The organism is Niveibacterium umoris (assembly GCF_014197015.1).
Taxonomy (GTDB): Bacteria; Pseudomonadota; Gammaproteobacteria; order Burkholderiales; family Rhodocyclaceae; genus Niveibacterium; species Niveibacterium umoris.
The window spans coordinates 140,688-154,906 of sequence record NZ_JACIET010000002.1 but is presented as its reverse complement, the minus strand read 5'-3'; the positions used below and the strand labels follow the sequence as shown (position 1 = coordinate 154,906).

17 protein-coding genes and 1 pseudogene are annotated in these 14,219 nt (G+C 66.1%); 9 read left to right on the top strand and 9 right to left on the bottom strand.

Translation table 11 applies throughout. The annotated features are described in order from the left end of the window. Positions 1 to 79: 79 nt before the first annotated feature. The 9 genes and pseudogenes from GGR36_RS12850 to GGR36_RS12810 form a co-directional block, all read right to left on the bottom strand. Positions 80 to 853, bottom strand: coding sequence for an SDR family oxidoreductase (locus tag GGR36_RS12850; protein ID WP_183635140.1), 774 nt, complete (start codon positions 851 to 853; stop codon positions 80 to 82). Beyond that, positions 854 to 1,425, bottom strand: a pseudogene (locus GGR36_RS12845) (LysE family translocator). It lies immediately after the preceding gene. A 186-nt stretch (positions 1,426 to 1,611) separates the two neighbouring features. Then, on the bottom strand, positions 1,612 to 2,295 hold the full coding sequence (locus GGR36_RS12840; protein ID WP_183635139.1) for an HAD family hydrolase: 684 nt from the start codon (positions 2,293 to 2,295) through the stop codon (positions 1,612 to 1,614). Next, positions 2,273 to 2,794 carry a GNAT family N-acetyltransferase gene (locus tag GGR36_RS12835; protein ID WP_183635138.1) on the bottom strand — a complete coding sequence of 174 codons (522 nt, stop codon included), beginning with the start codon at positions 2,792 to 2,794 and terminating at the stop codon, positions 2,273 to 2,275. The genes GGR36_RS12840 and GGR36_RS12835 overlap by 23 nt, the downstream gene beginning before the upstream one ends. A gap of 76 nt (positions 2,795 to 2,870) precedes the next feature. Further along, the gene (locus GGR36_RS12830; protein WP_183635137.1) at positions 2,871 to 3,668 is read right to left on the bottom strand and encodes a substrate-binding periplasmic protein; all 798 of its coding nucleotides are present in this window, start codon (positions 3,666 to 3,668) and stop codon (positions 2,871 to 2,873) included. Between the two features lie 151 nt (positions 3,669 to 3,819). After that, the gene (locus tag GGR36_RS12825; RefSeq protein WP_183635136.1) at positions 3,820 to 5,052 is read right to left on the bottom strand and encodes a glycerophosphodiester phosphodiesterase; all 1,233 of its coding nucleotides are present in this window, start codon (positions 5,050 to 5,052) and stop codon (positions 3,820 to 3,822) included. 109 nt (positions 5,053 to 5,161) lie between these two features. Then, the gene (locus GGR36_RS12820; protein ID WP_183635135.1) at positions 5,162 to 5,614 is read right to left on the bottom strand and encodes a hypothetical protein; all 453 of its coding nucleotides are present in this window, start codon (positions 5,612 to 5,614) and stop codon (positions 5,162 to 5,164) included. 11 nt (positions 5,615 to 5,625) lie between these two features. Further along, positions 5,626 to 6,264, bottom strand: a complete 639-nt coding sequence (locus GGR36_RS12815; protein ID WP_183635134.1) for a class I SAM-dependent methyltransferase — start codon at positions 6,262 to 6,264, stop codon at positions 5,626 to 5,628. A gap of 46 nt (positions 6,265 to 6,310) precedes the next feature. Further along, entirely contained in the window at positions 6,311 to 7,249 is a 939-nt protein-coding gene (locus GGR36_RS12810) for a LysR family transcriptional regulator (protein ID WP_183635133.1), read from the bottom strand. Positions 7,250 to 7,351: 102 nt separating this feature from the next. Between GGR36_RS12810 and GGR36_RS12805 the strand changes: the two genes are divergently transcribed. The 9 genes from GGR36_RS12805 (at position 7,352) to GGR36_RS12765 (ending at position 14,211) form a co-directional block, all read left to right on the top strand. Continuing rightward, positions 7,352 to 8,392, top strand: coding sequence for an NADP-dependent oxidoreductase (locus GGR36_RS12805; protein ID WP_183635132.1), 1,041 nt, complete (start codon positions 7,352 to 7,354; stop codon positions 8,390 to 8,392). Next, positions 8,389 to 8,733 carry a cupin domain-containing protein gene (locus GGR36_RS12800; protein WP_183635131.1) on the top strand — a complete coding sequence of 115 codons (345 nt, stop codon included), beginning with the start codon at positions 8,389 to 8,391 and terminating at the stop codon, positions 8,731 to 8,733. Before GGR36_RS12805 ends, GGR36_RS12800 begins: the two co-directional genes overlap by 4 nt. Positions 8,734 to 8,886: 153 nt before the next feature. After that, entirely contained in the window at positions 8,887 to 10,023 is a 1,137-nt protein-coding gene (locus tag GGR36_RS12795; RefSeq protein ID WP_183635130.1) for a type IV pilus twitching motility protein PilT, read from the top strand. Between the two features lie 26 nt (positions 10,024 to 10,049). After that, positions 10,050 to 10,439: a hypothetical protein gene (locus tag GGR36_RS12790; RefSeq protein WP_183635129.1), complete on the top strand. Its 390-nt coding sequence runs from the start codon at positions 10,050 to 10,052 to the stop codon at positions 10,437 to 10,439. A 74-nt stretch (positions 10,440 to 10,513) separates the two neighbouring features. After that, positions 10,514 to 11,065 (top strand): YqgE/AlgH family protein, encoded by a 552-nt coding sequence (locus tag GGR36_RS12785; RefSeq protein WP_183637024.1) that lies wholly within the window; start codon positions 10,514 to 10,516, stop codon positions 11,063 to 11,065. Further along, complete coding sequence (gene ruvX / locus GGR36_RS12780; protein WP_183635128.1) at positions 11,065 to 11,487, top strand: Holliday junction resolvase RuvX; 423 nt, start codon at positions 11,065 to 11,067, stop codon at positions 11,485 to 11,487. The genes GGR36_RS12785 and ruvX overlap by 1 nt, the downstream gene beginning before the upstream one ends. Continuing rightward, complete coding sequence (gene pyrR, locus GGR36_RS12775; protein ID WP_183635127.1) at positions 11,474 to 11,974, top strand: bifunctional pyr operon transcriptional regulator/uracil phosphoribosyltransferase PyrR; 501 nt, start codon at positions 11,474 to 11,476, stop codon at positions 11,972 to 11,974. The genes ruvX and pyrR overlap by 14 nt, the downstream gene beginning before the upstream one ends. Further along, complete coding sequence (locus GGR36_RS12770) at positions 11,967 to 12,926, top strand: aspartate carbamoyltransferase catalytic subunit (protein WP_183635126.1); 960 nt, start codon at positions 11,967 to 11,969, stop codon at positions 12,924 to 12,926. Before pyrR ends, GGR36_RS12770 begins: the two co-directional genes overlap by 8 nt. 10 nt (positions 12,927 to 12,936) lie before the next feature. Then, a complete protein-coding gene (locus GGR36_RS12765; RefSeq protein WP_183635125.1) occupies positions 12,937 to 14,211 on the top strand; it encodes a dihydroorotase in 1,275 nt (424 codons plus the stop codon). Positions 14,212 to 14,219 lie beyond the last annotated feature (8 nt).

The window sequence follows — 14,219 nt, the reverse complement described above, 5'->3', positions numbered from 1 at the left end:
CTCAGGGTTGGCGGATGCCGGCAAGGCGCTGGCCCCGATCGCAACGGGGCCCGGATTGTTGTTGGGGGTGGTGCCGCGCTTACAAGGTGCGCGTCTGCCCGCCGTCCACGTCGAGAATCGTACCCTGACAGTAGGCCGACAGCGGCGAGGCGAGGAAGGTAACCGCAGCCGCGATCTCGGCGGGGTCGCCAAAGCGCGCCACGCCGAGCTTCTTCGCCATCGCGGCCGCCGCTTCGTCGAGTGACAGTCCGCTTTCGCTTGCAACAGCCCGGATGCGGGTTTCGAGCCGTTCGGTGCGGACCGAGCCAGGGTTGATCGCGTTGACCTTCACCCCATCGGTGAGACCTCGATCGGCGAGCGATTTGGTGAGGTTGAGCAAAGCCGCGTTCACTGATCCGCCGATCGAAAATTCGGCCGAACCGGTGCGGCCACCGACTCCGACGATGTTCACGATCGCGCCTTGCGTGCGCACCAGATGCGGCCAGGCCGCGCGGCTGCAACGCACGGTGCTGAAGAACTTCAGCGCGAAGCCGTCTTCCCAGTCCGCCTCGGTGAGCTCAAGGAAATCGCCGCGCCGGGTGGCGCCGGCATTGTTCACCAGCACGTCGATCGTGCCGAATTCGGCAAGGGCGAAGTCGATCAGCCTTTGCGGGGCGTCCGGTTCGCGCAAGTCGGCCGGGAATAGTCGGACGTCGCAGTCGCATTGCGCTGCAGTGTCCTCAAGGCCGTCACGCGAGCGGGCCGCCAGAACGAGGCGGGCGCCTTCCGTGGCGAGCCCGATCGCAATCGCGCGACCGATACCGCGGCTGGCGCCGGTGACGATGGCGACCGAATCGTGCAGTTTTGTGTTCATTCAGAGCCTCTGGCCGGTCAGGGGGCGATCGAGCAGGATCAGGCGCAGTGCGAGCGACAGCATTACACCGGCGAGCAAACGCCCCTGCGTTCTGAAGATCACCGGACTGCGCCGCAGCATCGCGCCGACCTGTCCGCTGAAGGCGCCCAGCAGCGTATTGAACGCCAGCGCGGTGAACGACAGGGTGCTGCCGAGAAACGCCAGTTGCAATGCCACATGCCCGTGAGCGGGCTCGACGAACTGGGGCAGGAAGACCATGAAGAACAGCAGGGCTTTCGGATTGAGCAGGCTGTTGAGCATGGCGCTTCGGCACACGTACAACAGCGAAACCTCAGCGTGCCTCTGGGCGAACGGCTTCGAGGTGGCGCGCAGGGACTGGACGGCGAGCCAGAGAAGATACGCCGCACCAGGTACCTGAGCAGATCGAACGAGGGCGGCCATGCCGCGACGAAGGCGGTGACGCCGGAACAGGTGAGCAGCGTGAGTACCAGATCGGCAAGCGTGATGCCGAGCGCGGCGGCGAACCCGCCTCGCGGACCATGGGCGAGGCCGTGAGACAGCACGAATGCCATGTTCGGCCCCGGCGAGAGCATCAGTGCCAACACGGCGAGCAGGAAGAGGGCGAGGGTCGAGAGTTCAATCGGCATGATCAGACTGCGGTGACGTTCCGGGGCACGGGCCATTGCTTTGCATGGATTGTCCGGGCGCGAATTGTCCGCAATGTGTCGAAGCGGCGTCGATCTCTCCCGGGGTTGGGCTCATGCCTCGGGTCGAGGTCGCACAGCGCGGGTCTCCAGCAGGGCGATCAGCTCGCTCATGTGCCCGATGCGCCACTCTCCGAGCTTCAAGGGTTCGCTGTCGGCCGGCGCGAGATGGACAACATCCATGCCGGCAGCCCGCGCGGCAAGCACGCCGGCTTCGCTGTCCTCGACGACAACGCAGCACGACGGGGCAAATCCCATCGCGTCGGCGGCATGAAGAAACAGGCCGGGGTCAGGCTTCCAAGAGCCGACCTCGTACGCGCTGAATACGTGTTCGCCGAAGTAGCTGGAAAGACCACTTACCGATAGCGCCTGGCGAATCTTGGCGGATGGCCCGCTCGATGCCACGCAGCGCGCATCGCGCAGTTGCCGGAGCATTTCGCGAACCCCCGGCATTGGATGCAAGGCTTCGGAGAAGCGCGCCGCAACATGCGCGCGGTAGCGTGTTTCGAAGTCTGCCGGCAGCGCACGGCCGAGTGCGCTACTGAGGTCAGCGAGGATCTCTGCAAGCTTGCGGCCCCGGTGCATCGCGACCAGCGACGCGAGCGGCGTATCGAGATCCGGGAGCAGGTCGAGGAAGGCCTGGTTGCAGAGCCCCTCACTGTCCACCAGTGTGCCGTCGAGATCGAAAATGATGCAGCGCTGTGTCGTCACCCGCTCAGTCGCCGCGCAGTCGTGCATGCATGACGCTGTCGATCAGTTGCCCATCCTTGAAGACACTCTTGCGCAGCACGCCTTCGCGGCGGAAACCCGCTTTCTCGAGTACGCGCATCGACGCAGCATTCCATTCGAACACGGCGCCTTCGAGTCGTTCGAACCGCAGATGCGTGAACGCGTGATCTGCCATCGCGCGCGCGGCTGCGCTGGCGATGCCCTGACCCCAGTGCGGCTCGCCAAGCCAATAGCCGAAGTTGCCGGTGAAACGCGCATTACCTTCCCCGGCAATGATGCCGATGCCGCCCACGAGGCTGCCGCGATGAACAATCGCGACGTGGCATGAGGGGGCGCTGTGATTGGCGAATTCAATCCAGAACGCCGCGTCGGCCTCGGTGTAGGGGTGCGGAAACAGGTCGGTGAGGTTGCGCCAGATCTTGCGATTGTCGGCGAGCGCAACCAGGGCCGCCTGGTCGGATTCCTGCCAGGGGCGCAGGAAGCAGTCTGGAAGGTCGGTTCGGATCATGGGTGTCGGACGGGGCGCAAGTGAGGCTTGATCTCGCAGCAGGACTGCCTCCGAGCGCGCCCGGAGCCGTAATGCGTTACTTCCACTCGTAAGCTGATTCGAGGCCGAAGGCCGTCAGCGCTTCATCCAGCAGGCGCGCGGGTGTGCCGCGCGTGTTCTGTTCGGCGAGCCGCGCGTCCATGGCTTGAAGCAGGGCGAGGCAAGGCGACTTGCGGCTGAAGCCGAAGTGGATGGTGCCGTTGCTGATCGGCGGGTTAACCGAGGTGATGCGTATGCCGCTCTTGCCCGCTGCGCTGCGCAGGTAGGCGCGCCCGAGATAGTCGCCGGACACGAAGTAGTCGATGCGACCAAGCTTGAGCTTGCGGAAGTTCTCGACCATGGTGAGCGCGGTTTCAACCTTGAGATTGTCGCGCATGTACTCGTCAAATCCGTTTCCGAAAGCATCTCCCAGGCTCACCCCGCCCCGATAGTCCTTCAGCGTTTGCCAGTCGGCGTACTTGATGGGGCTGGTCTCGGGAACGAAGACGACGATCGGATTGGCGAAGGCGGCAGCGCGGGTGAAACTCAGGTAGCGCTCGCGTTCGGGCGTGATGCGCAGACTCAGCAACAAGTCGATCTCACCGGCCTCGGCCATCGCCTGTGAGCGTTTCCAGGGGAACACCATCGGCACCAGCGTGACGCCGGGCGGGGCGACCAGCTTGAGCAGTTCCACGCTCGCACCCTTGTAGTCGTCGCGCTCGCCGGGCCAGCTGAAGGGGGGGTAGTTCGGATTGGTCGCGTACCGCAGGACCGTGCAGTCGGCAGCGGCCGGTGGCGCGGGCAGCAGGGCCAGCACGGTGGCGATCGCGACGACAAATCCGCTGAGCAGGTTCATTGAAGTTCAGCACGCTTGATGGGAAGCCATTTGCGACCGCCAGTCCTGCCTGTTTGGGGTCGCCAGCCTGCATCCTATCCCTCAACGCATGCCCGCGGGAAACTTCTACCCGCGTCGCCGCTGCGACGCGGGCCCTGCGTCAAGCCGGGACTCAGCGACCGAGTTCCTTGAGGTACACCTTGCGCGCCGCGACCGCGGTATCGGTGAAGTCGGAGAACAAGCCGTCGATGCCGAGCCGGTAGTACTGCAGATATTCGGCCTGCGGATCGCCCTTGTAGTCGAGGGCCAGGCGCCGCTTCTCGTTGCGGAAGGTGTAGGCGTGCACCATCAGGCCGGCCTTGTGTGCATCGGCGATCAGCGTGGTCGGGGTCTGCGTGGTCGCATCGGCATAGTTGATCTTGCCGTCGCCGTTCATGTCCTTGACTGCGCCGTTCGCATCCAGCGTGCCTTTCACCGGCACGATGTAAGGCTTCCACGGGCCGATACCGTCGGCGTAGGTGGCGATCTCGGCCAGGCCAGCCGGCGTCACCATATCCTTGAAGCCGCGCGGGTCGCCCGCCCTGGCCCAGTCGTAAGGCTTGTCGTAGGGCGCTGCATAGGTGAGCTGGCCGGTCTTCAGGTCAACGTCGTCGGCATCGATCAGCTGGATCAACTTGGTGTTGAGACCATTTGCCTTCATGTACTTGAGGCTGCCCGGCTCGAAGCTCTGCACATAGATCGGCGCGGACTTGCTGTTCCAGCCGGCGGCGTTGATCAGCGAGATCAGCGTGCCTTCCAGCGGCAGGCCCAGGTCGCGGTGGTAGCTCGGATTCTTCGTCTCGGGGTACACGGCAATCGTGCGGCCGAGCTTGGCGCTCTGCGTTTTGGCGAGGTCGATGATTTCCTGGAAGGTGGCGATCTTGTAGAGGCCGTTGTACTGCTGGGGGCGCTCGGCGTCGGTCGAAATGCCGCCCAACGTCTTGATCTCTGCCAGCGTGAAGTCGCTGGCGAACCAGCCGGTCTGTGTCTCGCCGTCAACGCTGGTGGTCTTCTTGCGGTCGGCGAATTCCGGGTGACTGGCGACGTCGGTGCTGTAAGCGAGGTTAGGGTCGTGGCGCGCGATCAGTACGCCGTCCTTGGTCGACACCAGATCCGGCTCGATCACGTCGGCGCCCATGTCGATCGCCAGCTGATAGGCCTCCAGCGTTTCCTCCGGCAGGTAGCCGGAGGCGCCGCGGTGGGCGACGACAATCGGCGCGGCCTGGTTGAGCGTCTTGAACGCTTGTGGCGTGGGGGGCGTGGTGTCGGTGCCGTCGCTGCCGCAGCCAGTCAGCAGCAGACCGGCGCTGAACAGGGCTGCGATGGAGGTGTGCGGGCGAATGCCGAGCGAAGCGAAGGTGCGCATGGATAGGTCCAGTAGACGATCGGACCTTGCAAGCTATCGGCGACACATGACGCCGGCGTTGAGGCGAGATGGCAGGCGCGTGACGCGGCCCGCTTGGCGTGTCGTGATGTCAGGCAGCCACGATGGGCGTAGCCACGCGCGCACGGCGCCCGACGCGCAGGCACAGCGCGACGATCGGCGGCCCGATCACCGCCGCGGTACTGAGGATGTCGGCCAGCGAGTGGTAACGCTGAATCATCATCAGTCCCGCGTAGGCCACCAGCGAACCGATCCACACCCACCGCGCGCGCGGCAGCAGGGTGCACAACAGCGCGACGAAGGCAAAAGACACCGCCGCGTGGGTGCTGTAGTCGAGTCCGAAGGCGGGCCACAGCGCCAGCGCTTTGTCGGCGAACATCATCGCGTAGCAGATCGCGACGCAGGCCAGGCCCAGCGCAAGGCGCCACGCCGCAACGGGCCAGTCTTGTGCAAAGGCGGCGCGCAGTACGCAGGCCAGCCAGAGCAGGCCGATCGTGGGTGTGTACGCGTTCGCAATTGCAGCAAGTGTCTCGTAGGAAGGCATGGTGGCTGTCTTCAGGCGGGGAGCTGGTATTCGAAGATCCAGAAGTTGTCGAGGCTGCGGTAGTCGACCAGTTCGGCGCCGAAAGTCTGCACCATCGCGCGCAGCTCGCTCTCGTGCGGAAAGTTCTTCAGCACCCGATGCTGGCTGCCATCACGCAACGGGCGCATCTGGTAGGTGTTGCCATCGGCATCGGTGTCGCAGATCGGGTAGTCCCGGCACTGCACCTCGCTGTTGTCGATGAAAAGCACGCGCGCGCCGGGGCGCAGGCGCCGATGCAGGCCGCAGAGGAATTCGCCGCGCCTTGCGATCGGCACATGCGACAGCCACAGTCCGGCGAAGGCGCCTTCGAATTGACCGAGCGATTCGGGCAGTGCGTAGGCGTCTGCGACGAGGCAGCACGCCGGATCGACGCCGGGCCTCTGCTTCGCGAAGGCGAGCGGCGCGTCGAGGCCGTCGGTTGCGACCAGTCCGGTACATGCCGGGGCGAGGTGCTGCGACCAGTAGCCCGTACCGCAGGCTATCTCCAGCACCCGCCGCCCGGAGAAACGCGCGGGCAGGTGGTCGCGCAGGAAAGCGATGTCGGCGGCGCGCTCGGGCTGCTCATAGACGGCGTCGTAGTAGGGCGCGCGGGCGGAATAGTAGGCCTTCATGGGGGGCTCCGTGGCAGGCAGACGCCATGCTACCGGTGGATGCGGATCACGCGCGTGCAGGTGTCACATCGCCCTGCATGGTGGCGAGGGCGTCAACCACATGCTGCTGCCAACCGGCCGCGGCGGTGGGGCGCCAGACCAGCCAGACGGATTCCTCGCAGGTGTACGGACAGTCGCTGACCGAAACGTGCACCAGGCCGGGGGTCTGCAGCGCGAAGTCGGGCAGGTAGGCCAGCGCTTCGCCTGCGATGACGAGGCTGACGAGGACCTGCAGGTCATCCACCCAGTAGCGGATCGCGCGCGGCAGGCGATCGTCACGCCAGCCATCGGAGCGGCTGCCGCGTTGCACCCCGCAGAACAGCGACCGGCTTGGGCAGGCGAACGGGTGGGCGAGCACTTCGGCTGTGCTGGCGGTGACCGGCAGGCCGGGTGCGCGCTGTGCGAGCGGATGATGTGCGCCCGCCGCGAGCTGCATGCGTATCGTGCCGAGCGACACGGCAGCAAAGTCGCTGCGCCAGTGGCGCGGGTTGCTGCCCTGCAGGGCTTTACCGGTGACGCAGGCGAAGTCGGCGTCGCCGCGGGCGAGCGCGGCCAGCGCCTCGTCTTCGAACACCGGGCGCAGCGCGAGGCTGCTGTCTGGAAAGCGCGCCGAGAGTGCGCGAGCGATCGCCGCACCCCAGCGCCACTGCAACACCGCGGGTGCTGCAACGCGGCAGTGCACGCGGAAATCGGCGCCTTCGAACTCGGCACGCGTCTGTTCCGCGAGATGCACCAGATCGAGCGCGCGTTGCCGCAATCGCTCCCCTGCTGCGTTGAGCCGCAGTGATTTGCTCTGGCGATCGAAGAGCGGCGTGCGCAGGTCTTCTTCCAGGCGGCGAATGGCTTTCGACAGCGCCGATGGCGTCAGGTGCTGTTCGCTGGCCGCCGCCTGCAGGCTGGGGTGGCGGGTGGCGGCGAGAAACAGGCGGAGATCGGCGAGATCCATGCTTGTGTCGGAACGGGCAACAAAAGTGTAATTTTAGTTGCTTTTCGGGAAATATGGCGGCGAACACACTGCAGGCTTCTCCAGTTTTTTGCGTGCCCAGCCATGACCGTGTCGAATCCCCCGATCCATCAGCAGTGGATCTACGCCCGCCAGCCCGATGCGGTGGTGGGCCCCGAGCATTACGAACTGCGCAGTCAGCCACTCTCCTTTGCGTTGTCGAGCGGCGAGGTGCTCGTGGCCGCGCGTTACATCAGCGTCGATCCCTACATGCGGATCAACCAGTCGCGTCGCCCGACCTACAACGCGGAACCGCATCCCTTGGGCGTGGTGCAGAGCGCCGGCGTGGTTGGCGAAGTGCTGGCCGCGCGCGATGCCCCGTTCGCGCCGGGCGACTGGGTCGAGGGCCTGCTCGGCTGGCAGACCCATGCGCGGGTGCATCACAGCGTGCTGCGCAAGCTCGATCCGACGCTCGCGCCGGTCAGCACTGCCCTGGGCGTGCTCGGCATGCCGGGGCGCACGGCGTGGTTCGGTCTGACCGAGTCCGGCCGGCCGCACGCCGGCGAGGTGGTGGTGGTGTCCGGTGCGGCCGGTGCGGTGGGCTCGCTGGTGGCGCAGTTTGCGCGACGCCACGGGTGCCGGGTCCTCGGCATCGCCGGGGGCGCTGACAAGTGCGCCTGGCTGACGGGCACGCTCGGCCTGGACTGGGCCATCGACTACCGCGCCCACGCCGACGCCGACAGCCTGTCGCGGGCGATCCGGGCAACGACCGGCGGCGTCGACGTGTACTTCGACAATGTGGGGGGCTGGATCAGCGATGCCGTGATCCCGCAGATCAACCGCCGCGCGCGCATCGTCATCTGCGGCAGCATCAGCCAGTATTCCGGCGGACTCGACGCGCCGGAACTCGGGCCGCGCTTCCTGCATCACCTGCTGTACCAGCGGGCGACGATCCAGGGGATGCTGGCGCGCGACTATCTGCACCGCATGGACGAAATGCTGCGCGTGGTCGGGCCCTGGGTGCAGCGCGGTGAAATCGTCTTCGAAGAAACCTGCGTCGATGGCTTCGAACAACTGCCAGCGACCCTCAACCGCCTGTTCACCGGAGAGCACCGCGGCAAGCTGCTTGTCAGGGTGGCCCTGTGAGCGTGCGCTCCGCGTTGCAGGTGCATTGCCTGCCGGCGCTGGGTCGCGCGCTGCCCGCCGATCAGGACCATTGCCTGACGCGCACCTCGCCGGGCGCGCTATTGCTGATTCATGTGCCGCCCGGCGCCTACGCCTTCGAACAGCACGTTGCGGACGAATGGATCGTTTGCGTGAGCGGCCGCCTCGTCATGGAGACCGCTGACGGCGGGCGCGCCACGGCGAACGCGGGGGATCTGCTGCATGTGCCAGCCGGATTGGCGCACCGCTTCGCGCAGGACGCGGATGCCGTGGTGCTGACCCTGTCGCAGGCGGCCGAGGCGCCGCCGTGGAACCGGGCGTAACCCGCCAACAGGGGCCTCTAGTCCTGCTGAAATGAAACTGGCATTCCATACAGGCCGGCGCTGCGCGGCCGCCTGTCGGCGCGGCTCGCGACATTGCGCTCGCGCGGTATATAGTCACGGCCGCACGAACAAAATGCTTGCCCGGGAGCCTGAATGGAATTCCAGAACTATTCGATGATCGCAACGCTGTCGCCGGCCGAGAACGCGGGCTATCCCGCCCTTGGTACGCTGGTCGAGCAGATCCTGCATCTGCTCAATTCAGACATCGTCTTCAGCGACATCATCATCCACCAGAACAGCCCGGTGATGCTGCGCCAGCCCAAGCGGCTGGTGGCGGCCTCTGATACGCCGGTGACCGGGGAGGATCTGGAGGAATTCTTCAAGGTCATCGAGCCGAACTGGGAAGAGCGCATCATGGAGCGCGCCTTCGACCGCTCGAAAGATTTGTACAGCGCCCGGATCCGCGCCAACTGCTTCACCTTCCAGGGCCGCAAGCGCCTGGGTTGTGTGATCCGCCGCTTCCCGACCGAGCCGATGCCGCTCGAAGACCTCGGCCTGCGCCCGTCGATCCAGGATCTGGTCAAGCTCAACAGCGGCCTGGTGCTGTTCATCGGTGACACCTGCCAGGGCAAGTCGACGACGATCGCGTCGCTGCTCGACGAGATCAACAAGACCCGCTCGGGCCACATCATCACGATCGAAGACCCGGTCGAGACGCTGATCCCGCAGCGTCGCTGCATCATCACCCAGCGCGAAGTGGGTGAGGACGGCGACGTCGGCAGCTACTACCTCGGCGCGCTGGATGCATTGCGTGAGCGGCCCGATGTGATCCTGATCGGCGAGATCCGCGATGCGCAGACCGCGCAGGAAGCGCTGGCGCTGTCCGAGTCCGGCCCGCTGGTGTTCGCGACGCTGCACGCAAAGACCACCGAACTTGGCCTGCAGAAGATGCTGCGCCTGCTCGGCAACAGCGAAACCCAGGCGCAGACGCTGGCCAGCTCGCTGCGCAGCGTGATCTGCCAGGCCCTGATTCCGTCGAACAAGGGCGATTCCTACTACCTCGCCACCGAATGCCTGACGCCCAACGCCGAGGCGCAGGCGCTGATCAGCGCGCGCAATGTTGGCGGCATCCGCGCGCTGCTCGACAAGCTCAACGCAATGCCCGATTCGCGTTCGCACACCATGAACTCGGATCTGGAAATCCTGCTCAAGGCCAAGCGTGTCGGGCTTGCCGATGCACGCAAGGCGACTACCGACCTGGCGCGATTCAGCGAACTGTTCGAGCGCTGAGTCTGACCGACCATCCGGGCCGCGCGATGGACTTCGAGCTGGATTTCTATAGTTCCGAAGTCGAGCGGGTTGAAGTTGCCGGCGATACGCTGAGCGTGGTCTTCTCCGCTGCCCACGGCCTGCGTGCCGTTGCGCCGGGTCTTGCGCCGGTGCGCGGATACGCGAGCGGGGTCGTGCTGCGCTTTGAAGCGGCGCGCTGGGAGGGCGATCCGGCGCGCTTCTTCGGCGGCCTGGCCGACGGGTGGCTGGAAGTCGCGTCGACAAAGCGGGCGCGCCTGCGCCTGCCGCTCAGCGAGACGGGCGGCGTTCGCGCGGAATTGCGACTGATCTCCGGGGTGAGCCTGCTGCTTGCGGCCGCGGCGGTGTACTGCGACGCGCCGGCCGCCGAGGCTTTCACCGAGTCGTACGCCTGCTGAACGCCACCGGCCCCGCTGTTCCCGGCGGCAGCCTATGCGGCGGGTGCGGCTGTTAGAATGCCGGCGTGGAACCCATGAACCTCACCCACCACTTCCTGATCGCCATGCCCGCCATGGACGATCCCAATTTTTCTCGTACGCTGATCTATCTCGCCGAGCACAACGAGGAGGGTGCGCTCGGCGTGATCGTGAATCGCCCGATCGAGATGACGCTGGGCGAGTTGTTCGGCAAGGTTGATATCGCGCTGGAAGCCGACGAGCTGGCGCAACGCCCGGTGTATTTCGGTGGCCCGGTGCAGACCGACCGTGGTTTCGTGCTGCATCGCCCGGCGGGCGAATGGCACTCGTCGCTGAAGGTGAACGACGAGGTTGCGCTGACCAGTTCCAAGGACATTCTCGAATCCCTGGGTTCGACGGGTGAGCCTTCCGATGTGTTGATTTCGCTCGGCTATGCCGGCTGGTCGGCCGGCCAGCTCGAGGACGAACTGGCGCAGAACGCCTGGCTGACGGTGCCGGCCGACCTGCGCATCGTGTTCGACCTGCCGCCCGACGAGCGCCTGGATGCGGCGATGAAGCTGCTGGGTGTCGATTTCGCCCGACTCTCGGACGTCGCCGGACACGCCTGATGGGCACGGTGCTGGGCTTCGACTTCGGCACCGCCCGCATCGGCGTCGCCGTTGGCGAAACCGAGCTGGGCATGGCGCAGCCGATCGAAGTCATCGAAGGCGAGGCGAACGAGCCGCGCTTTGCCGCCATCGCCAAACTCATCAAGGAATGGCAGCCGCAGGCGCTGGTCGTCGGCCTGCCGGTGCATACCGACGGTGCCGAGCACGACATGACCGCGCGTGCGCGACGCTTTGCCAATCAACTCAACGGCCGTTTCCGCCTGCCGGTGGAACTGGTCGACGAACGCCTGACCTCGCTCGAGGCCGAATCCATGCTGCGCGAAGCCGGCCACGGCTGGCAGAAACGCAAGCGCCACCTCGACGCGGTCGCCGCCCAACGCATCCTTCAAACCTGGTTCGATACCCGCCATGCATCTGCCTGACGTTGAAAGCCTGATCGCCGATCTGGTCACCCAGATCCGCCCGCACCTCACGCCTGCCACCGGCATGGTCGGCATCCACACCGGCGGCGTGTGGCTCGCCGAACGCCTGCACGCGGCGCTGGGTATCGCCACACCGCTCGGCGTCATGGACGTGTCCTTCTACCGTGATGACTACAGCGCCAAGGGCTTGCACCCAAGCCCGCGCAAGACCGACATCCGCTTCGATGTCGACGGCGCGCCGATCATCGTGGTGGATGACGTGCTCTACACCGGACGCACGACACGGGCTGCGCTCAACGAGTTGTTCGACTACGGCCGCCCGGCGCGCGTCGACCTGTGTGTGCTCGCCGACCGCGGTGGTCGCGAGTTGCCGGTCGCCGCGCGCTTCTGCGGCATCACACTGCAGGCTCCCCTCTCGGCACGCGACCGGCTACAGCTGGAGAAGGCCGAAGACGGCGCCCTTACCCTGAGGCTCGCCCATGCATAACCCTCAATTGACCAAGGACGGCAAGCTCGCGCACCTGCTCACGCTGGAAGGCCTGCCGGCCAGCATCCTGACCGCGATCCTCGATACGGCGGCGCCCTTCACCGAAGTGGGCGAGCGCGAAGTGAAGAAGCTGCCGCTCTTGCGCGGCAAGAGCGTGTTCAACGTGTTCTTCGAGAACAGCACGCGCACCCGCACGACTTTCGAGATCGCCGCCAAGCGGTTGTCGGCCGACGTGATCAACCTGAACGTGTCGACCAGTTCAACGAGCAAGGGCGAGACCCTGCTCGACACGGTGGACAACCTCTGCGCGATGGGCGCGGACATGTTCGTGATGCGGCACGCATCGAGCGGTGCGCCCTACCTGCTGGCGCAGCACCTGCGCGCCACCGGGCGCGACCACATCAGCGTGGTCAACGCCGGCGACGGGCGCCATGCGCACCCGACGCAGGGCCTGCTCGATATGTACACGATCCGCCACTACAAGAAGGACTTCACCAACCTGACGGTGGCAGTGGTGGGCGATGTGCTGCATTCGCGCGTGGCACGCTCCGAGATCGCCGCGCTGACCACGCTGGGCGTGCCTGAAGTGCGTGTGATCGGCCCGAAGACGCTGCTGCCGACCGACGTCGAACGCATGGGCGTGCGTGTCTTCCACGACATGCGCGAAGGCCTCAAGGGCGTCGATGTGGTGATGATGCTGCGCTTGCAGAACGAGCGCATGCAGGGCGCGCTGCTGCCTTCCAGCCAGGAGTACTTCAAGGTCTGGGGCCTGACGCCCGAAAAGCTCGCACTCGCCAAACCGGACGCGATCGTGATGCACCCGGGCCCGATGAACCGTGGCGTCGAGATCGACTCCGCCGTCGCCGATGGCGGCAATGCGGTGATCCTGCCGCAGGTGACTTTCGGCATCGCGGTGCGGATGGCCGTGATGAGCATGCTGGCCGGACACTGAGACCAAGACGATGAAGATCCAGATTGCCAACGGCCGTGTCGTTGATCCGGCCCACAAGCTCGATACCCAGCAAGACGTGTTCATCGCCGACGACAAGATCGTCGCGCTCGGCGCCGCACCGACCGGCTTCACCGCGGACCGCGTGATCGACGCGCGCGGCCTGGTCGTAGCACCCGGCTTGGTTGACCTCTCCGCACGCCTGCGCGAGCCCGGTTTCGAATACCGCGCGACCCTTGAATCGGAGATGCAGGCTGCGATGGCCGGTGGCGTCACCAGCCTCGCCTGCCCGCCCGATACCGACCCGGCGCTGGACGAGCCGGGCCTCGTCGAAATGCTGTGCCACCGCGCACGCAAGCTCAACTGCGCCCACGTCTATCCGGTCGGCGCGCTGACCGCGGGCCTCAAGGGCGAACGGCTGACCGAGATGGCGGAGCTGACCGAGGCCGGCTGCGTCGCCTTCGGCCAGGCCAACACGCCGATGAAGGACAACCTGGTGCTGCTGCGCGCAATGCAGTACGCCTCCACCTTCGGCTATCGCGTCTGGCTGCAGCCGCTCGATCCCTACATGTCTCGTGGCGTTGCGCATGACGGCGAAGTCGCGTCGCGCTTCGGCCTCACCGGCATCCCGGTCGAAGCCGAAACCGTGGCACTCGCCACGCAACTGCAACTGGCGAAGACAACCGGCGTGAAGCTGCACATCACCCGCCTGTCGTCTGCCGCCGGCCTCGACCTGATCCGGCGTGCGCGCGCCGAGGGGCTGGACGTCACCTGCGACGTCAGCGCGCACCATCTGCATCTGTGCGACATCGACATCGGCTTCTTCAACCCGCTCACGCATCTGGTGCCGCCACTGCGCGCCCAGAGCGACCGCGAAGCACTGCGCGCAGCGCTGGCGAATGGCGAGATCGACGCGGTGTGTTCCGACCACACGCCGGTGGACGACGACGAGAAGCAGATGCCGTTCGCCGAAGCGGCGCCGGGCGCTACCGGCCTCGAACTGCTGCTGCCGCTGACGCTCAAGTGGGGCGCGGAGATGAAGCTGCCGCTGCTGACCGCGCTGTCACGCGTGACCGCCGACGCCGCCCGCATCATGGGCATCACCAAGGGCGGCCATCTCGGCGTTGGCGCCCGCGCGGACGTGTGCATCTTCGATGCCGAAGCGCATCGCACCGTCACCCGCGAAAGCCTGCGTAGCCAGGGCAAGAACACGCCCTTCCTCGGCTACGAACTGCCGGGTGTCGTGAAGCACACGCTGGTCGAAGGCCGCGTAATGTTCGGCGGCTGAGCGCACGC

What these genes read in the sequence shown, in the direction of transcription:
- GGR36_RS12850 (WP_183635140.1), bottom strand. Translation starts at nt 853, where the DNA reads ATGAACACAAAACTGCACGATTCGGTCGCCATCGTCACCGGCGCCAGC.
- GGR36_RS12840 (WP_183635139.1), bottom strand. Translation starts at nt 2,295, where the DNA reads ATGCACGACTGCGCGGCGACTGAGCGGGTGACGACACAGCGCTGCATC.
- GGR36_RS12835 (WP_183635138.1), bottom strand. Translation starts at nt 2,794, where the DNA reads ATGATCCGAACCGACCTTCCAGACTGCTTCCTGCGCCCCTGGCAGGAA.
- GGR36_RS12830 (WP_183635137.1), bottom strand. Translation starts at nt 3,668, where the DNA reads ATGAACCTGCTCAGCGGATTTGTCGTCGCGATCGCCACCGTGCTGGCC.
- GGR36_RS12825 (WP_183635136.1), bottom strand. Translation starts at nt 5,052, where the DNA reads ATGCGCACCTTCGCTTCGCTCGGCATTCGCCCGCACACCTCCATCGCA.
- GGR36_RS12820 (WP_183635135.1), bottom strand. Translation starts at nt 5,614, where the DNA reads ATGCCTTCCTACGAGACACTTGCTGCAATTGCGAACGCGTACACACCC.
- GGR36_RS12815 (WP_183635134.1), bottom strand. Translation starts at nt 6,264, where the DNA reads ATGAAGGCCTACTATTCCGCCCGCGCGCCCTACTACGACGCCGTCTAT.
- GGR36_RS12810 (WP_183635133.1), bottom strand. Translation starts at nt 7,249, where the DNA reads ATGGATCTCGCCGATCTCCGCCTGTTTCTCGCCGCCACCCGCCACCCC.
- GGR36_RS12805 (WP_183635132.1), top strand. Translation starts at nt 7,352, where the DNA reads ATGACCGTGTCGAATCCCCCGATCCATCAGCAGTGGATCTACGCCCGC.
- GGR36_RS12795 (WP_183635130.1), top strand. Translation starts at nt 8,887, where the DNA reads ATGGAATTCCAGAACTATTCGATGATCGCAACGCTGTCGCCGGCCGAG.
- GGR36_RS12790 (WP_183635129.1), top strand. Translation starts at nt 10,050, where the DNA reads ATGGACTTCGAGCTGGATTTCTATAGTTCCGAAGTCGAGCGGGTTGAA.
- GGR36_RS12785 (WP_183637024.1), top strand. Translation starts at nt 10,514, where the DNA reads ATGAACCTCACCCACCACTTCCTGATCGCCATGCCCGCCATGGACGAT.
- ruvX (WP_183635128.1), top strand. Translation starts at nt 11,065, where the DNA reads ATGGGCACGGTGCTGGGCTTCGACTTCGGCACCGCCCGCATCGGCGTC.
- pyrR (WP_183635127.1), top strand. Translation starts at nt 11,474, where the DNA reads ATGCATCTGCCTGACGTTGAAAGCCTGATCGCCGATCTGGTCACCCAG.
- GGR36_RS12770 (WP_183635126.1), top strand. Translation starts at nt 11,967, where the DNA reads ATGCATAACCCTCAATTGACCAAGGACGGCAAGCTCGCGCACCTGCTC.
- GGR36_RS12765 (WP_183635125.1), top strand. Translation starts at nt 12,937, where the DNA reads ATGAAGATCCAGATTGCCAACGGCCGTGTCGTTGATCCGGCCCACAAG.